Source organism: Pseudomonas entomophila (assembly GCF_029193575.1).
GTDB classification, from domain to species: Bacteria; Pseudomonadota; Gammaproteobacteria; order Pseudomonadales; family Pseudomonadaceae; genus Aquipseudomonas; species Aquipseudomonas entomophila_G.
Window position 1 is genome coordinate 1 of the sequence record NZ_JARGCS010000054.1, and the last position, 17,302, is coordinate 17,302.

Here is a 17,302-nt window from a genome sequence, read left to right on the forward strand (position 1 = left end):
TGGACAAGACCTCCGTCGCCGAGGGCGGGCAGGTCACCTACACGGTGAACCTGCTCCACGCACCCGCCTTCCCCGTCAACGGCCACGGCGGCCTGACCTTCACCTTGTCCGATGGCACACAGATCACCGTCGCGGCGGGCCAGTCGTCCGGCTCGGTGACGGTCATCGTCAAGGACGATGTGTATGTCGGCGGCCAGCCGGCGCTGGTCAACAAGCTCGAAAGCGTCATCGGCGCAGATAACTTCGAGAAGCTGACCTTGAGCGGCAACACCCTCACCACCACCGTCACCGACGAGCCGGGTACCGGAACACCAGGCGCCGGCAACCAGGGCGACAAGGTGGCCGTGACCATCGTCAGCAACGGCGACGTCACCGAAGCCCAACAGCCCTCGTTCACCGTCAAGATCAACCAGGCGCTCGACCGCCCGCTTACCGTCACGCTGAGCAATGGCGACAAGGTCACCCTTGCCGCTGGGCAGACCCAGGTCGAGTACAAAGCGCCCGCCCAAGGCGACGACGTGTTCAAGGATGCCGGCTCTCTGACCGTCGGCATCGCCAGCGCTACGGTCGAAGGCAAGTCCTTCGAAAACCTGGAGCTCGGTGGCTCGGCAACCGTGCAGATCGCCGATACCACCAGCGAGGTGATCGCCACCCTCACCGCCGACAAAACCACCGTCACCGAAGGCGGCCAGGTCACCTACACCGTGACCCTGAATAACGCTCAGGGCCTCACCGTCACCGGCCACGGTGGCCTGACCTTCACCCTCAGCGACGGCACCACGGTCACCGTCCCTGCGGGCAGCGCCACCGGCACGGCCACCATCACCGCAAAGGACGACGTCTACGTCGGCGGCCAGCCGAGCATCGTCAACAAACTCGAATCGGTCAGCGGCGCCGACAACTTCGAGAAGCTCACCCTCGCCAGCAACACCCTGACCACCCCTGTCACCGACGAACCAGGCTCCGGCACGGTCGGCAGCGGTAACCTAGGCGACAAGGTGGCCGTGACCATCGTCAGCAACGGCGATGTCACCGAAGCCCAGCAACCTTCGTTCACGGTCAAGGTGAACCAAGTGCTGGACCGTGCGCTGACCGTCACCCTCAGCAACGGCGAAAAGGTCACCATTGCCGCCGGCCAGACCCAGGTCGAGTACAAGGCCCCGGCCCAGGGCGACGACGTGTTCAAGGACTCGGGGGCGCTCACCATTGGCATCAGCAGCGCTACCGTGACGGGCAAGACCTTCGAGAACCTCGAACTGGGTGGCAGCGCCACGGTGCAGATCAGCGACACCACCAGCGAAGTCGTGGCGACGCTCACCGCCGACAAATCCACCGTCAGCGAAGGCGGCCAGGTCACCTACACCGTCACCTTGAACAACGCCCAGGGCCTGGCGGTCACGGGGCACGGCGGTCTGACCTTCACCCTCAGCGATGGCACCAAGGTTACCGTTCCGACAGGTAGCGCGACGGGCACGGCGACAATCACCGCCAAGGACGACGTCTACGTCGGCGGCCAGCCGAGCATCGTCAACAAGCTCGAATCGGTCAGCGGTGGCGACAACTTCGAGAAGCTCACCCTCGCCAGCAACAGCCTGACCACCGCAGTCACCGATGAGCCAGGCAGCCAGGCCGACAAGGTGTCGGTGAGCATCGCCAGCAATGGCAATGTCACCGAAGACCAGCAGCCGAGCTTCATCGTGAAAGTGAGCCAGGCGCTGGACCGCGACCTGACCGTGACCCTGAGCAACGGCGACAAGGTGACCATCGCCGCCGGCCAGACCCAAGTCGAGTACAAGGCCCCGGCCCAGGGTGACGACGTGTTCAAGGACGCGGGGTCGCTCACCGTTGGCATCAGCAGCGCCAGCGTGCCGGGCAAGGCCTTCGAGAACCTGGAACTGGGCGCCAGCGCCACCGTGCAGATCAGCGACACCCCCAGCGAGGTGGTGGCGACGCTCACTGCGGACAAATCCACCGTCGCCGAAGGCGGCCAGCTCACCTACACCGTCACCCTGAGCAACGCCCAAGGCCTAGCGGTCACTGGCCACACGGGCCTGACCTTCACCCTCAGCGACGGCACCAAGGTCACCATCCCCGCCGGCAGCGCCAGTGGCACGGTCACCGTCACCGCACAGGACGACGTCTACGTCGGCGGCCAGGCGAGCATCGCCAACAAGCTCGAGTCGATCAGCGGTGGCGACAACTTCGAAAAACTGACCCTTGGCAGCAACACCCTGACCACCACCGTCACCGACGAGCCGAGCGGCCAGGGCGACCTGACCACCGTGGGCATCAGCGGCGACGCTTCGGTGACCGAGGGCGGCACGGCATCGTACACCCTGACCCTGAGCAACCCGTCGAAGAGCGAGGTCACCGTCACCCTCACCTACAGCGGCACCGCCAGCAACGGCCAGGACTACACCGGCGTGGCCACGGTGAAGATCCCGGCCAACAGCAGCGGCGCCACGTTCACCATCAAGACCCTCGACGACCAGCTCGTCGAAGGCTCCGAGCACTTGGTGGTGAAGATCAGCGGGGTCAGCGGTGGCAACTTCGAGAACCTGCAGGTCGATGCCAGCAAGTCGAGCGTCACCACCACCATCCTCGACAACGACAACGCACCGGTATCCCCGGGCGGCGCGGTCACCGGCACCGAGGACACCGACTACGTGTTCAAGTGGGGCGACTTCAACGTCACCGACGCCGACGGCAACACCGGCCTGTCGGTGACCATCAGCAAGCTGCCGGACCTCGGCAGCCTCAAGTACTACAACGGCACCGCCTGGGTCGACGTAGCGCTGAACCAGGCCGTCAGCCAGGCCGACATCGCCGCCGGCAAGCTGAAGTTCGTGCCGCTGGCCAACCAGTCGGGCGCCGATGGCTACGGCGGCAGCGCCGTGGGCAACAAGCAGGCCGACTACGCGCAGATCAAGTTCAAGCCCAACGACGGCACCAACCTGGGCACCGAGGCCACGCTCAAGGTCGACATCACCCCGGTGGCCGACCGCCCGGACCTGGCCATCGCCAGCAACACCGTCAACTCGCAGGGCTTGACCAAGGAAACCTGGAACAGCCTCACCGGCCTTGGCACCAACGGCAACGGCCTCACCGGCGATGCGCTGAAGGCTGTGTTCGCCAACTCCGGTAACGCCAACAAGGCCGAGACCACCACCAACGTGCAGTCCGACGCCAGCGTAGCGGGCGGCAGCGGCTCGAAGACCTCGGGCCTGCTCTACCTGGAAGCCGGCAAGACCTACACCTTCAGCGGCAGTGCCGACGACAGCATGCTGGTGACCATCGGCGGCAAGACCGTGGTGACCGCCACCTGGGGCGCCGGCGGCTCCGTCGCCGGCAGCTTCACGCCGACCACCAGCGGCTACTACACCCTTGAGGTGTACCACGCCAACCAATCAGGCCCCGGCAGCTACGACATCAACGTCAAGGTCGGTAGCGGCGCGGTCACCGACCTCAGCAGCGCCAACCTCCCGATGTACCAGAGCGTCACCGAGATGGCCAACGCCGGCCTGACCGTCTCCGACCTGCACGGCAGCAATGGCCAGGGCTACTACGACGGCTACAAGCTCAACGAAGGCCGCGAGAACGGCGTGGCGGTCAAGCTGGTGGGCATCAACACCAACCTCACCGACAGCGACGGTTCGGAAACTCTCAGCGTCAAGCTCAGTGGTATCCCCGCAGGCTCGGTGGTCAGCGACAACGCCGGGCACAGCTTCGCCGTCGGCGCCAGCCCGGTGGACGTCACCGGCTGGAACCTCGGCAGCCTGAGCATCAAGCCACCGGCCTACTACTATGGCCAGTTCGACGTGAAGGTCACCTCCACCTCCACCGAAAACGTCGGCGGCAGCAGTGCCAGCAACGAGGGAACAATCAAGGTCACGGTGTACCCGGAGACCTACAGCACCAGCAACCTCTCCGCCGAAAACGACAGCGTCACCGGCACCGACGGCAACGATGTGGTGGTGGCCGACGTCAGCGGCCTGCACGTGGTGCCGGGCAAGGACTACAACATCGCCTTCATCGTCGACACCTCGGGCAGCATGGGCGCCAGCGGCGTGGACGCGGCGAAGAAATCCCTGGAATCGGTGTTCAAGACCCTGGCCGCCAGCGTCAAGGGCGCGCAGTCGGGCACGGTCAACGTGCTACTGGTGGACTTCGCCAGCCAGGTCAAGAGCAACGTCTCGGTCACCCTCAACGACGCCGGCCTGCAAGCCCTGCTCAACGCCTTGAAGAGCATGAGCTCGGAGGGCGGCACCAACTATGAGGACGCCTTCAAGACCACCGCCAACTGGTTCCAGGCGCTGAAGGGCGCCGGCAACACGGGCGAAAACCAGACGTTCTTCGTCACCGACGGCAAGCCGACCTTCTACCAGAGCGGCGAGCAGACCAACCCGACCCTGGGCTACAGCAGCGTCACCCTCGACACCTTCCTCGGTTCGATCGGCTACAAGCTCGGCAACGTGGTCAACAACAGCAGCATCGACAGCAACCACCGCGCCTCGATCGACAGCAGCGGCAACCTGTCGGTGCAATACAAGCTCGGCAACAGCTGGTACACCATCAGCAACGCCATCGTGCGCGCCCAGGGCGATGGCACGTTCGAGCTGTCGACCCGCTCCGGCACCGGCAGCACCACCGACAACGCGACCTGGAGCAACTCGATCGACAGCTTCAAGTTGCTGTCGGGGCTGTCCAATGTCGAGGCAATCGGCCTGAACAGCGATGTGAAGACCGACGACCTCAAGCCGTTCGACTCCGACGGCAAGCCGCAGACCAACATCGACCCGAGCAAGCTGGCCGAAGCCATCCTCGGCCATACCGAGGTGATCCAGCCGGGCAGCGACACGGTCAACGGCGGGGATGGCAACGACATCCTCTTCGGCGACTTGGTCAGCTTCGACTCGATCCCCGGTACCGGGGTGGAGGCGATCCAGGCCTATGTCGCCAACAAGCTGGGCGTGGAGACCGGCGATGTCGACGCCCGGGCGATGCACAAGTACATCACCGAGCACTACACCGAGTTCGACATTTCGCGCAGCAACGACGGCGCCGACACCCTGCTCGGCGGCAACGGCAACGACATCATCTTTGGCCAGGGTGGAAACGACTACATCGATGGCGGCAAAGGTAACGACATCCTGCTCGGCGGCACCGGCAACGACACCCTGCTCGGTGGTGAGGGCAACGACCTGCTGTTCGGCGGTGCCGGCAACGACACGCTGATCGGCGGCAAGGGCAACGACATCCTCACGGGCGGCAGCGGCGCCGACACCTTCGTGTGGAAGGCCGGGGACCTGGGCAACGACGTGATCAAGGACTTCAAGGTCAGCGAAGGTGACCGTCTCGACCTGCGCGACCTGCTGCAAGGCGAGAAGGCCAGCACCATCGACAACTTCCTGAAGATCACCACGGTCAACGGCGAATCGACGCTGCAGGTGAGCACCGAAGGCAAGCTCAACGCGGCCGGAGGCCTGGCCAATGCCGACGTGACCATCAAGCTGGAGGGGGTGAACTGGTCGAACACCACGATCAATTCGTTGATCAGCGGTGCCGACCCGACCATCAAGATCGACAACTCGAACAACTGACGCCCACCCCGACGCTGGCGGCCTGCACCGCCGCCAGCGTCGGGGTGGGCTTCCACAGTTTCTTCCTTCGCGGGCATACTCGGGCGCCGCCCTACACGGCGGGTGAACTTTGCCTATGCTGACTACCCAAGAAGGAATCATCGTGAGGGACGACGCCATGTTCTACGTGCAACGCGACGCCGACGGCCAGCTGCTGCGGGTAGAGGCCGCCGCCTATGACGGGTTCACGGAGATCCTTCCGGCCGACCATGCCGATGTCCAGGCGTGGTTCGCCGACGACGTGGTGGAGAACAGCCTCAAGCAGCTCAAGCAGAGCGACCTGGACATGATCCGCGTGCTGGAAGACCTGATCGACGTGCTGACGGCCAAGGGCGTGTTCAGCATCACCGACCTGCCCGCAGGCGCACAGGCCAAGCTGCTCAACCGCTCGACCGCGCGCAAGGCGCTGGGCAGCCTGAACAACCTGATCGAGGAAGATGAGGAAGGCGGGTTGATCTGATCGAGCCACCCGTTACGGCCCGCCGCGAAGCGTTGTAGGAGCGGGCTTGCCCCGCGATAGCGTCAGACCTTCCAGCGACGTTGGCCCTGCCGGCCTGATCGGGTGCAAGCCCGCCCAAGTTCGGCGCCAGCCATCGGAATAGGCTCAGCGAGGGCCGTGCTCAGCGCCACGGCCCGGGTTCACCCAGCAACTTTCCCTGAACCCCCTGCACCCCCATTTCGCGCAGCACCTGCAACTCGCCTTCAGTCTCCACCCGCTCGGCGATCAGCGGCAGGTCGATGCTGTGCGCCGCCCGCTGGATGGCTTCGATGAACAGCCGCTTGTGCTGCTCTTCATCGATATTACGGATGTAGCCCCCATCGATCTTCAGGTACGCCAAGCCCAGGTGCGCCAGGTTGCCGATCCTGTTGAAACGCCCGCCAAAGCGTTGCAGCGCGAGGCTGAAGCCCAGCCCGCGTAAACGCCGGGTCAGTTGCTCGAGCACCGCCTGCTCGGGCAGTTGCTCCTCGCCGATCTCGAACGTCAGCCGCGGCCCCAGCACGCGGTGCTGGGTCAACAACGCGTACACCCGCTGCATGGCTTTCGGGTCGGCCAGGGTCGCGGCGGAGAGGTTCATCGCCAGCGCCTCGCCGTGGTTCTGCAAGTGCCTGAGGACCTTTTCCAGCACCAGCAGGTCCAGCCGTGGCATCCAGCCGAAGCGCTCCAGCCAGGGCAGGAAGCGCCCCGCCGCCAGCGGTTCGCCCTGCGCGTCGTGCAACCGCGAAATGACCTTGTAGTGCAGCACCCGCTGCGGCGCCTTGCAGTCCACCACCGCCTGGAAGAACAACGCGAACTGCGCCTTGTTCAGCGCCTGGTCGAGCCGCGCATGCCAATCGTGCTGGCTGTCGGCGGCCTGGGCCGCGGCGCCCTGCTCCAAACACACCCAGCCTGGCTGGGGCTCGCTCTCGGCACGGGCCAGCGCTTCGTCGGCGAGCTTGAGCAAGGCCTGGGGGGCATCACCCGGGCTGTAGGGGGCAAGGCCGATGCAGGCCACCGGGTCGACATCGCTGGCGCCGGTCTCGTGCAAGCTGTGCAGCGTCGCCTCCAGGGCCTGGGCCAGCTGCACCGCCTCGTCATGGACCATGCCCGGCGCCAGCACGGCGAACTCGCCCCCCCGGCTGCGGGTGATGAGGTTGCGGGTTTGTGGATAACTGGCGCAGGTGCGCCGCAGTTGCTCGCCGACCGCTTGCAGCAGTTGGTCGGTGAGCTGGCCGCCCAGGCGGGCGTTGAGGCCGGCCAGGTCCTGCACGCGCAGCAGCAGCAGGTAGCCCGCGCGCGCCTCTTCCAGGTTGCTCACCCGAGCATTGAGCTGCATCTCGAAATAGCGGCGGTTGGCCAGCCCGGTGAGGCTGTCCTGGTACGACTCGGCCCGCAGCTTCTCGCTACGCTCGGCCTGCTCGGTGAACAGCGCCTTGAGCTTTTCGACCATCTGGTTCATCGCCTGCACCACCCGGCGCAGCTCAGGGGTGCGCGGCAACTCGGGCAGGCTGAGGAATTCCCGCCGGGCGATGGCGTGGGACTGCGCGACCATGTAGTCCAGCGGGCGCAGTTGGCGGCGCAGCAGTAGCGCGCCAAGCACCGCACTGACCACCCCGCACAACAGCAGCCAGCTCAGGCTGCCCAGTGCCGCCTGCCACAGCTTGGCCAGGGCGAACATCGGGTGGCTGACCACCTCGACCCGCGCCGCCTGCTGCCAGCCGCGGCTGACGATGGCATCGCCGCCCGCCGGCTCCAGGCCGATCAGCCGGATGAACCAGCCCGGCACGCCGCTGCTGTCAGGTTCGGCGTGGCGTTCGACCAACACCGCGTTGGAGTCCAGGTCGATGACCTTGATGCTCGCGTAATAACCACTGTCGAAGATCGAGCTGACCATCAGCTCGACCATCGCCGGGTCATCGATGTTCGGGGTCAGCGACAGGGCCAGCGCCGTCGCCGCATCCTGGGCGTGGGAGCGCAACTGGTTGACGTACTGGCTGCGCGAGCTCTCCAGGCTGACCATGAAGCTGCCGCCGAAGGCGATGGTCAGCAGCAGGCAGATCGCAAGCAACAACTGTTTGAACAGAGACATCCTGTACTCCTCAATAAACCGGTTCGGCCGGGAACCCTTCGGCCTGCATTTTCTTCAGCAAATCCTGCCAGCGTGACAGCCGCTTGGTGTCACCCACCTTCTTGTTGCCCGCGGCGCCCGTCAGCCACAGTCCCTCGCCGTTGAAGGCGTATACCGGCAACAGGTCGGTGCGCTCGCTGGCCGGCTTGATGGCGTCCATCAGGCTGTCGAGCACCAGCGGCTGGGCCTGTGGGCTTGAATAATAGGTCAGCACCATGTGCGCGCGGTTCTGGCGCAGCGCCTTGACGTAGGTAATGCGCAGCTTGTCGGCGGGCACGCCCATGCGGCGCAGGCTGAAGTACTTGGCGATGGCGTAGTCCTCGCAATCACCGGCGCCCTTGATCAGCGACTGGATCGGCGTGGCCCAGTAGTCGACCTCGTGCCAAAGATCGATATCCTCGACATAGCGCAACTGCTGGTTGAAAAAGCGATTGACCACCTGCAGGCGCTCCAGTTCGCTGCCCTGGTTCTGCGTGGCCAGCAGGTTCTGCCAGGCATCGATGCGTTGCTGCCCCTGGCCCAAGGGCCCGTAGAGCGCCTGGGCCCGACGGCTGATCTGGGAAAAATCCCAATCCGCGCGCAGGCCGCCGAGCAACAGGCCCGCCAGCAGCACGGCAAGACCGAGACGACGCACGGCCACATTGAGCATCCTAGGTATCGCCACTGCGAACACCCGTCCAGACCAATCGAGAGCAGCGATGGTGCGGCCTGCCAGGGGAAAAGACAACGGCACGGTGCAATCACGGTGCCAGCGGTCGTTTTACCCATCCATTCGTACATCCCACAGGGAATGTGCAGCTTCCCTTGCAGGATGACTTCCTTCACGATAGCCGCATTCTGTCGTCTGTTGCGCATCCCGAGGCGCAACGGATTGACAAGCGAGCACCCTGATCACTAGGGTTATTGGATCCAATACCAGCAAACATCAAGGCAGACTCCGCGTGGCCGAGAAAAACCGACTTCTCAGCACTGTGCTGGGCAATGAACAGGTGCCGCCGCACCTGGCACGTGGCGTGATCGAAGAACGCCTGCGCAGCGCCATTCTCGACGGCCGCCTGCCGCCCGGCACCGCATTGCGACAGCAGGAGCTGGCTGGCCTGTTCGGCGTCAGCCGCATGCCGGTCCGTGAAGCGTTGCGCCAACTGGAAGCACAGTCCTTGCTGAAGGTCGTGATGCACAAGGGCGCGGTGGTTGCGCCCTTGATCGGTGAAGACGCGGTCGATACCTATGCCCTGCGCGTGCTGCTGGAAACCGAGGCGCTGCGTCAATCGATTCCCCATCTCGACGCCGACGACATCGCCCGCGCCCGCGGCTATATCCACCAGCTGGAAAACGAAACCCGCCACGCCGAGATCGGTCGCCTCAACCGCCTGTTCCACTTGTCGCTGTATGGCAAGGCGCACAACCAGAAACTGCTGCGCATGATCGAGATCGAGCTCAATGAAGAGGAACGCTTCCTGCGCTTCCACCTCTCCTCGATGGGCCTGGGCAAGCTGACCCAGGACGACCACATCGCCCTGGTGGACGCCGCCAGCGACAAGCTGGTGGACGAAGCCGTGCAGGTGCTGGAACGGCACCTGCACGGCGCGGCCCGCGCCATCAGGAACTACCTGGACAAACAATCGGCCACGTGATGCATCGTCCACCCCGACCTTTCGGTCGCAGGTGGCAATGAAGCCCTGGATCGGACCGGGGCGAAGGAAAGAAAGTGCACGTGCAGACCCCCCCGGCGTCGGCGTTCGGCGACTTGGAGCAGCCTTCCAGGATCCGCCTGATCTGCCTCGCCTGCAGCCAGCAAAACCTCGCGCAATATCGTGCCTGGGCGCACACGCTCAACGACTACATCGAACTCATGGCGGTGGACGTCGAGCGTGACGCCGGGTGCGCGCCCAGCGACCCACAGCGCGGGCCCTCGGCACTGGCCCACGTCATCGCCGACCGCCTCCAGCCATTCCTCAGCGAGCCCCATGCGCTGTTCGGCCAGCACCTGGGCGCGCACATGGCGTTCGAACTGGCCCAACTGGCCGAGCGGCGCTTTCCTGGGCGTACTCGGCATTTGTTTGTATCCAGCTGTGACAGCCCTAGGGTCACCGCACCCTTTGCTGACGAACAGGCTCTGCGCATGCCGGTGACGGTGCTCTACCCCGCCGGCGCACTCCCTGGAATGCTGGGCTGGCATGCGTTTGCCCGTCGCGAATTGGAGCTGATCGAGTTGCCGGAGCCCAACCCGGACACGTCGTCCCTGGATCAGCGATTCGTCAGGATCTTCAACACCCACCTTGGGTTATTGAGTTTCTAGGCGACGAGAACGGTCTTTTCACCCCCCCTGCTAACGCTTATTCCATTAGCACGCTGCCGCTGACCGTGGCAGCGCCCGCCTTTTGAGCACACTCTAGATCGCGCAACGACCGCTGATCGCCCCTTGGGCGGGCCTGGTCGTCTGCCTGTCACCCATCTACAGAAGGAGCCTGGCACCAGGGCAAGGACCGCAAGGCGATCAGCCGCCCTCAAACAGTAAAACCTCCCCCCACTTCCGCTCATCAGTGCTTCGAGTGAGGCATTCACTCAATTATTTTTTCTGGCCGTTCATTGCCGGAAGGAGCACTGCTTATTTAAATAAAACTTGAAGCCTCGTTTTATCACCCCCGCTCGCGCCCAATAAACTTCATATTAAACATTTCAAAAAAAAACAATTGCAGCAAACTTTCCAAGTGTTCTAAGTTTTATAGGCCAGGCGCCACCCCCAGGGCACAGGCCTCGTATTACCTGGCGCCAAAGCAGTGCTGCGCTCGTTGCCTATCGAAATGTGTTCGAGGCTTTTGCACGCCCAAAGCACAACGATCCTCACAACTTGCCAACACAAAAAAACAAACTTAGCCAACAATGGATATCAACATGAGCACATTGAAGAGCACACTTTCCGCGAAGAAATCAGAACTTTCCCGGCACCCGCTTTTTTCCGAAATCGACTCGCTACAGGCCTTGCGCCAGTTCATGGAAACGCATGTGTTTGCCGTTTGGGACTTCATGTCGCTGACCAAACGCCTGCAACAGGAGCTGACCTGCGTGAGCCTGCCTTGGCTGCCGCCGAGCGACCCGGCCGCCGCTCGCCTGATCAACGAGATCGTGCTGGGTGAGGAGTCGGACGACCGCGTCGACCATGGCCACTACAGCCATTACGAGCTGTACCTGGATGCCATGCGCGAAGTCGGTGCCAGTACCCAGGCGATCGAACGCTTCGTCAGCCTGCAGCAACAAGGCCTCGCCTACCGCGATGCGCTGCAACGCTGCGGTGCCAGCGAGGCAGCGCAGCGCTTCGTGCGCGATACCCTCGACGTGGCCCTGGACGCCCCCGCCCACCGTGTCGCCGCCGCCTTCCTGCACGGTCGCGAGAGCGTCATCCCGATGATGTTCCAGACCATCCTGGACGCCTGGGGCATCGGCCACGAGCAAGCCCCGACCTTCCGCTACTACCTTCAGCGGCACATCGAGGTCGACTCCGAGGACCACGGCCCGGCCGCCGAGCAGTTGCTGGCGCGCCTGGTCGACCACGACCCGCAGCGCCAGGAGGAGGTATACGCCGCGGCCATCGCCGCCGTGGACAGCCGCATGGCGCTGTGGGACCGCCTGCGCGCCTCGCTGCAGGCCGAGATCACCGAGGTCGCGCCATGAAGGCCCACGAGTACCGCTCGTTCGCCGAGGCCTGGGAGGAGCGCGCGACCATCCGCACCCGGCCCCGCCGCCGGGTCGAGGACGACCAGCGGCTGATCTACCCGCTCAGCCGCCAGCCACTGGTGCTCGGTGCCGCCTTCCAGCGCGAGTGCCCGCAACTGCGCGATTTCGCACTGGTGCAGAGCCTCTACAAGTTCATCAACGACGTGGTGATCTTCGAAACCGAAATCGTCGACCGCACCGCACGGCGCATCGCCAAGGACCGTTTCGCCGTGCGCTTCCCCTTCGCTTGCCGCTACGACGCCATGACCGTGGTGGTCGACGAGGACTACCACGCGCTGGTGGCGATGGACTTCCTGCAGCAGACCATCGCCCTGACCGGCATCGAGCCGATCGAGCTGCCCGGCGAGATCGAATTGAGCCGGGCCATTCCTGCGGCATTGGCACAAGTACCGGAGCCGCTGCGCGATGCGCTGGAGCTGATCTGCGTGGGCATCGCCGAGAACACCCTGACCGACGATGTGGCGGCCTTCGCCCGCGACGACACGGTCAAGCCGGCGGTCAAGGGCCTGATGGCCGACCACCTGCTCGACGAGGGTCGACATTCGAGCTTCTGGGCACGGCTTACGCGCATCTACTGGCAGGCCGCGCCCGAAGCCGAACGCGAGGCGATCGCCGAGGTGCTGCCGGTGTTCCTCGGCCAGTACCTGACCAACGACATCCAGCAGGCGTTCGACTTCAGCCTGATCGCCGCACTGCCGGTAAGCGAGACGGTTCGTGAGGCCCTGCGCGAGGAAGTGCGTGGCCTGGCCTACCCGATCAACCACCAACACCCGCTGCTGGGCAACATCCTGCGATTCCTGCGCAGCAGCTCGATGCTCGAGTCGCCCTGCGTGCAGCGCGCGCTGAGCGGCTACCTGCCCTGAGGACATTCCCATGAGACGCCTCGACATACTCCTGGTGGGCACCAGCCCAGCGCTGCGCCAGCTCACCCGGATGTTCGACGAACACGGCCACGGCGCACGCCTGGCCGACACTTCCCAGGCCCTGCGACACGCCCTGGCCGGCCAGCACCAACTGGTGCTGGAGGACGGCAGCCTGAGCCTGGCCAGCAGCGACTGGCAGCACTTGGGCACTACGCCGTTGCTGCGCTTGCGCCTGGGCGCCAGTCATGCCGATACGCTGCCCCGCCTGGAGCTCCTCTGCTGGTGCGGTAGCGCCAACGCGCAGCGGCTGATCGAACGGGCCGCGCTGCCGGCGCCGGCCTCCGGCAACGGCCAGCGGCTGCGGGAGGACACGCTGCAGGCACTGGAAGCCCTGCTGACCCTGCAGGTCACGCGCTTCGCCCGCAATCCCCAGCACTTCCAGGAGGCCCAGCCGGTCGGCCCTGGCGTGCAAGAGCGCGAACACGGCCTGGATTGGCTGGAGTCACTGGCCTACCGCCATCCGTTCAACCGTACCCTGCGCGCCGACCTGCTGGAAGCGGCCGAAACCGACCTGGTCGAGGGGCTGGAGCACAGCCTGCGCCGCTTCGCCCAGCGGCCGGCACTCAACCGCGATGGCCAGCGCCACCGCTATTACGCGCTGCACCAGCGCACGGTGGCGATTCAACGGGCACTGCTGCCGTTGCTGCCCGAAACGGGCGAGCAACCTCCGGTGGTCGCCGTGTGCCTGGCCAAGTCGCCCGAGCTCTATGCCAGCCTGCTGGCGGTGCTGGGCTGTGGCGCCGTGTACCTGCCGCTGGACCCAGCCACCCCGGGCGAGCGCCGCCAGCGCATCCTGGAAGACGCAAGGGCCTGTGTGGTGCTGCACGATGGGAACGCGCACGCAGGTTTCACCGGGTTGGACGTGACGTCGCTGCAGACGGGCGACTGCCTGCCCCTGCCTGGCCTGAACCTGCGCCCGCGCGAGCCTGGAGCGCCCTGCGTGGCGATCTATACCTCCGGTACCACCGGGCAGCCCAAGGGCGTCCTTCTCAGCCGACGCAACCTCGGCCACTTCATTGCCTGGTACCGCGAGCATGTGGCGCTGGACGGCAACAGCCGGGTGTTGCAGTTCTCCACCATCGGCTTCGACGCCTCGCTGCTGGATATCCTGCCGACCTTCATGTGCGGCGCCGAGCTGGTCATTCCCGACGATGACCAGCGCCGCGACCCACAGCGCCTGCTGCAACTTATCCACAGCCAGGAAGTCAGTCACGCCTTCCTGCCCCCTGCCCTGCTGAGCATCCTGCCGCGCGGCGAGCACCTGGGCCTGCGCCATCTCATCACGGGGGGCGATGTCTGCGAGCCGGAGGTGATCGCCAGGCTGTCGGTGGAGTGCCGGATGCACAACATCTACGGCCCGACGGAAACCACGGTGCTGGCCACCACCCGGGTATTCGAGGCCGGCGACAGCAATCGCAACCTGGGCAAGCCGATCGCCAACACCCAGGTGCTGATCCTCGACACCGACCTGCACCCGGTGACCGAGGGTACGCCAGGGGAGCTTTACATCAGCGGCCCCGGGGTCGGCTTGGGCTACCTGAACAACCCACGGCTGACGGCCGAGCGCTTCGTCGACCTGATACTGCCGCAAGGGCGCCAACTGCGTGCTTATCGGACTGGTGACATCGCTCAGTGGAGCGAACAGGGCATCGAGCTGTGCGGGCGGCGGGACAACCAAGTGAAGATCCGCGGCTTTCGTGTGGAGCCGGAGGAGATCGAACACTGCCTGCGCACCAGCCGCCTGTTCGCCCAGGTGGCCGTGGTGATCGATACCCAGCGCCGGGTACTGGCGTTCGCCGCCCAACCCACCGGGGATGGCGCCGAGGCCGGGCTGCGCACGCATGCCGAGCAGCATCTGCCCGACTACATGCGCCCGGCGTTCTATCAGGTGCTGGAGCAGATGCCCTACACCGCCAACGGCAAAGTCGATCGCCAGGCGCTGTTGGCACGCCCGGTCGCCTTGCCGAGCAACGAACGGGTATTGCCCGCCACGCCCACCGAAGCGCGGCTGCGCAGCCTGTGGGCGGCGTTGCTGGAGCTGGCGGAGGCGGATGTTTCCACCGATGACAGCTTCTTCAACCTGGGCGGGCATTCAATCCTGTTGTCGCGCCTGCTGCTGGAGGTGCGTCAGCAGTTCGGACGCGGTGTGGCGATCAACCGCTTCATCGAGCAACCGACCCTGCAACGCCTGGGTGCCCTGCTCGATGGCGCCGCCAACAGCCTGGAAACGCCCCTGGCGCGACTGGAGCAGGACGCCAACCGCGAACTCGAGCTACAGGTGCTGCCCCTGGAGGCCATGGGCGACGTGCACAAGGTGATCGTGACCGGGGCCAACAGCTTCCTGGGTGTGCACCTGGTAGAGGCGTTGCTCGACTGGGGCGCCACCGAAGTCGCCTGCCTGGTGCGAAGGGGTGGCGGGCAGAGCGCCGCCGAGCGTTTCGCCCAGGCCGTGGCGGACAACCGACTGGGCCTGGACATGAGCCGGGTGCGGGTGCTCGAGGCCAACCTGCGGCAACCACGCCTGGGCCTCACGCAAGCCGACTACGACCGGCTGGACAGCGAGTACGGCGCGTTGCTGCACAACGCTGCCCAGGTCAACCACGTCCTCGACTACCAGGCATTGGCCGATGACAACATCGAACCGCTGTTCGAGTGCCTGCGCCTGTGCGAGGGGCGGCGCAAGAAGATCTTCAACTTCGTCTCGACCCTGTCGGCGTGCAGCGCGGTGGGCGACGACGGGCGTGTGCTGGAGCAGGATGCGGCGGCGACACCGCCGATCTACATCCGTAATGGCTACAACCTGAGCAAATGGGTAGGCGAGCGCATCCTCCAACGCGCACGCGACCAGGGCGTACGGGTGAACCTGTTCCGCCCGGGCAACATCACGTTCGACAGCCGCACCGGGGTCTGTCAGCCACAGCGCAACCGTTTGATGCTGATGCTCAAGGGTTCGCTGCAGTTGGGCCAAGTGCCACGCCTGGAGTTGGATTTCGACCTGATGCCAGTGGATTTCCTCGCCCGCTTCGTCGCCTTCCACAGCAGCCGTCACCAGCCTGGGCAATGCGTGTTCAACCTGCACAACCCCGAGCCCCTGCGCTGGCAGGACTACTTGGCGTCGTTCCGCGAGCAGGGCCATGCCTTCGAGCTGGTCGAGGTAGCGCAGTGGCAACACCAGCTTGGTCGTGTCGACCGCGACAACGCGCTGTTCGACGTCCTGGGCTTCTATCTGGACGGTTTCGAGGAAGACATCGGCGATATCTCCACCATCGAGCACAACAACGCCCGCAACGGCGTTCGGCGCATGGGTGCGAGCTACCCGGCCAAGAGCCCGGAGCTGCTACGCCGCGGCTGCCGCTACTTAAGCGATATCGGTTTCATCTGACCCTTTCATTCACAACAGGAGCAACACGCTATGCAAGCACTCAAACCTGACACCCTGATCCGCAACCCTGAAGGCTGCCTGGTGGTATCCAGCGTCGACATCGCCGCGCCGGCGGCCAGTGTATGGGGCATCGTCGGCAACTTCGCCGGGTTTCCGGTGTTCATTCCTGCCCTGGCGCATATCGACATGACCGGCAACGGGGTGCGTTCAGTGCGCAAGAAGCTGTTCAAGGATGGCAACGTGGTGATCGAGCAGTTGAACTCGCGTGATGACCAGGCGATGCACATGACCTGGAGCCTGATCTACACCAGCCTGAACATCGGCAACCTGTGGGCGGCAATGCAGGTGGAGGCGCTGGACGATGGCCGCAGCCGTGCGACCTGGACCATCCAGGCTGAACCATGGGAAGGTGGTGCCGAGGCGCTACCGGGGTTCCAGGCGTTTCTCCAGGGCTTTGCCGATGAGGCGATGGGGAATGTGCGCAACCTGCTGAGCTGAGCGCTCTAGCGATCCACAGGTACGGCGTCGGTCTTCGGACCGGCGCCGTATTTTTTTGCGCGAGTTCCGGGTGGCGCTCCGGTATGAACGGGCGTGCCCCGCGATACGGCCCACCCGGGAGACATTGGTGTCTGTTCGGGCCCTATCGCGGGGTCAAGCCCGCTCCTCCAGAGGCCTGGGCCATCGTGTGCGGGCGCTGAAAAGACAAAACCCCTACCTGCTTGCGCAGATAGGGGTTTTGCGAAATGAATCTTGACGATGACCTACTCTCACATGGGGAAACCCCACACTACCATCGGCGATGCGTCGTTTCACTGCTGAGTTCGGGATGGGATCAGGTGGTTCCAACGCTCTATGGTCGTCAAGAAATTCTGTATGCCGAACCGTCCCAAGGACGTGTCAGCGAATCTCTGTACTCTCTACTTAAAGACAAAACCCCTACCTGCTCGCGCAGATAGGGGTTTTGCGAAATGAATCTTGACGATGACCTACTCTCACATGGGGAAACCCCACACTACC

At 64.8% G+C, this 17,302-nt stretch carries 10 protein-coding genes and 1 rRNA gene; 8 read left to right on the plus strand and 3 right to left on the minus strand.

Going from position 1 to position 17,302, the window contains the following annotated elements:
• Together P0Y43_RS23730 and P0Y43_RS23735 are read left to right on the plus strand one after the other, a co-directional pair.
• Positions 1–5,600 (plus strand): immunoglobulin-like domain-containing protein (locus P0Y43_RS23730; protein ID WP_275639690.1); only part of this gene is annotated, 5,600 nt, incomplete at its 5' end.
• Between the two features lie 157 nt (positions 5,601–5,757).
• Positions 5,758–6,099 carry a tryptophan synthase subunit beta gene (locus P0Y43_RS23735; RefSeq protein WP_275639699.1) on the plus strand — a complete coding sequence of 114 codons (342 nt, stop codon included), beginning with the start codon at positions 5,758–5,760 and terminating at the stop codon, positions 6,097–6,099.
• A 160-nt stretch (positions 6,100–6,259) separates the two neighbouring features.
• On the opposite strand, the gene lapD is transcribed toward P0Y43_RS23735, so the two are convergent.
• Complete coding sequence (gene lapD / locus P0Y43_RS23740; protein ID WP_275639691.1) at positions 6,260–8,206, minus strand: cyclic di-GMP receptor LapD; 1,947 nt, start codon at positions 8,204–8,206, stop codon at positions 6,260–6,262.
• Positions 8,207–8,216: 10 nt separating this feature from the next.
• Positions 8,217–8,978: a cysteine protease LapG gene (gene lapG, locus P0Y43_RS23745; RefSeq protein WP_275639692.1), complete on the minus strand. Its 762-nt coding sequence runs from the start codon at positions 8,976–8,978 to the stop codon at positions 8,217–8,219.
• Positions 8,979–9,186: 208 nt separating this feature from the next.
• On the opposite strand from lapG, the gene P0Y43_RS23750 reads away from it, so the two are divergent.
• The 6 genes from P0Y43_RS23750 (at position 9,187) to P0Y43_RS23775 (ending at position 16,783) form a co-directional block, all read left to right on the plus strand.
• On the plus strand, positions 9,187–9,879 hold the full coding sequence (locus tag P0Y43_RS23750; RefSeq protein ID WP_275639693.1) for a GntR family transcriptional regulator: 693 nt from the start codon (positions 9,187–9,189) through the stop codon (positions 9,877–9,879).
• 80 nt (positions 9,880–9,959) lie between these two features.
• Positions 9,960–10,544 carry a thioesterase domain-containing protein gene (locus P0Y43_RS23755; protein ID WP_275639694.1) on the plus strand — a complete coding sequence of 195 codons (585 nt, stop codon included), beginning with the start codon at positions 9,960–9,962 and terminating at the stop codon, positions 10,542–10,544.
• A gap of 596 nt (positions 10,545–11,140) precedes the next feature.
• Positions 11,141–11,917: a DUF3050 domain-containing protein gene (locus P0Y43_RS23760; RefSeq protein WP_275639695.1), complete on the plus strand. Its 777-nt coding sequence runs from the start codon at positions 11,141–11,143 to the stop codon at positions 11,915–11,917.
• On the plus strand, positions 11,914–12,843 hold the full coding sequence (locus P0Y43_RS23765) for a diiron oxygenase (protein WP_275639696.1): 930 nt from the start codon (positions 11,914–11,916) through the stop codon (positions 12,841–12,843). Before P0Y43_RS23760 ends, P0Y43_RS23765 begins: the two co-directional genes overlap by 4 nt.
• Before the next feature lie 10 nt (positions 12,844–12,853).
• Positions 12,854–16,285, plus strand: coding sequence for an amino acid adenylation domain-containing protein (locus P0Y43_RS23770; protein WP_275639697.1), 3,432 nt, complete (start codon positions 12,854–12,856; stop codon positions 16,283–16,285).
• Positions 16,286–16,315: 30 nt separating this feature from the next.
• The gene (locus P0Y43_RS23775; protein WP_275639698.1) at positions 16,316–16,783 is read left to right on the plus strand and encodes an SRPBCC family protein; all 468 of its coding nucleotides are present in this window, start codon (positions 16,316–16,318) and stop codon (positions 16,781–16,783) included.
• A gap of 250 nt (positions 16,784–17,033) precedes the next feature.
• Here P0Y43_RS23775 and rrf read toward each other — a convergent pair.
• Positions 17,034–17,149: ribosomal RNA gene (gene rrf, locus P0Y43_RS23780) — 5S ribosomal RNA — on the minus strand.
• Positions 17,150–17,302: the final 153 nt, after the last annotated feature.

What these genes read in the sequence shown, in the direction of transcription:
- P0Y43_RS23735 (WP_275639699.1), top strand. Translation starts at nt 5,758, where the DNA reads ATGTTCTACGTGCAACGCGACGCCGACGGCCAGCTGCTGCGGGTAGAG.
- lapD (WP_275639691.1), bottom strand. Translation starts at nt 8,206, where the DNA reads ATGTCTCTGTTCAAACAGTTGTTGCTTGCGATCTGCCTGCTGCTGACC.
- P0Y43_RS23760 (WP_275639695.1), top strand. Translation starts at nt 11,141, where the DNA reads ATGAGCACATTGAAGAGCACACTTTCCGCGAAGAAATCAGAACTTTCC.
- P0Y43_RS23765 (WP_275639696.1), top strand. Translation starts at nt 11,914, where the DNA reads ATGAAGGCCCACGAGTACCGCTCGTTCGCCGAGGCCTGGGAGGAGCGC.
- P0Y43_RS23770 (WP_275639697.1), top strand. Translation starts at nt 12,854, where the DNA reads ATGAGACGCCTCGACATACTCCTGGTGGGCACCAGCCCAGCGCTGCGC.
- P0Y43_RS23775 (WP_275639698.1), top strand. Translation starts at nt 16,316, where the DNA reads ATGCAAGCACTCAAACCTGACACCCTGATCCGCAACCCTGAAGGCTGC.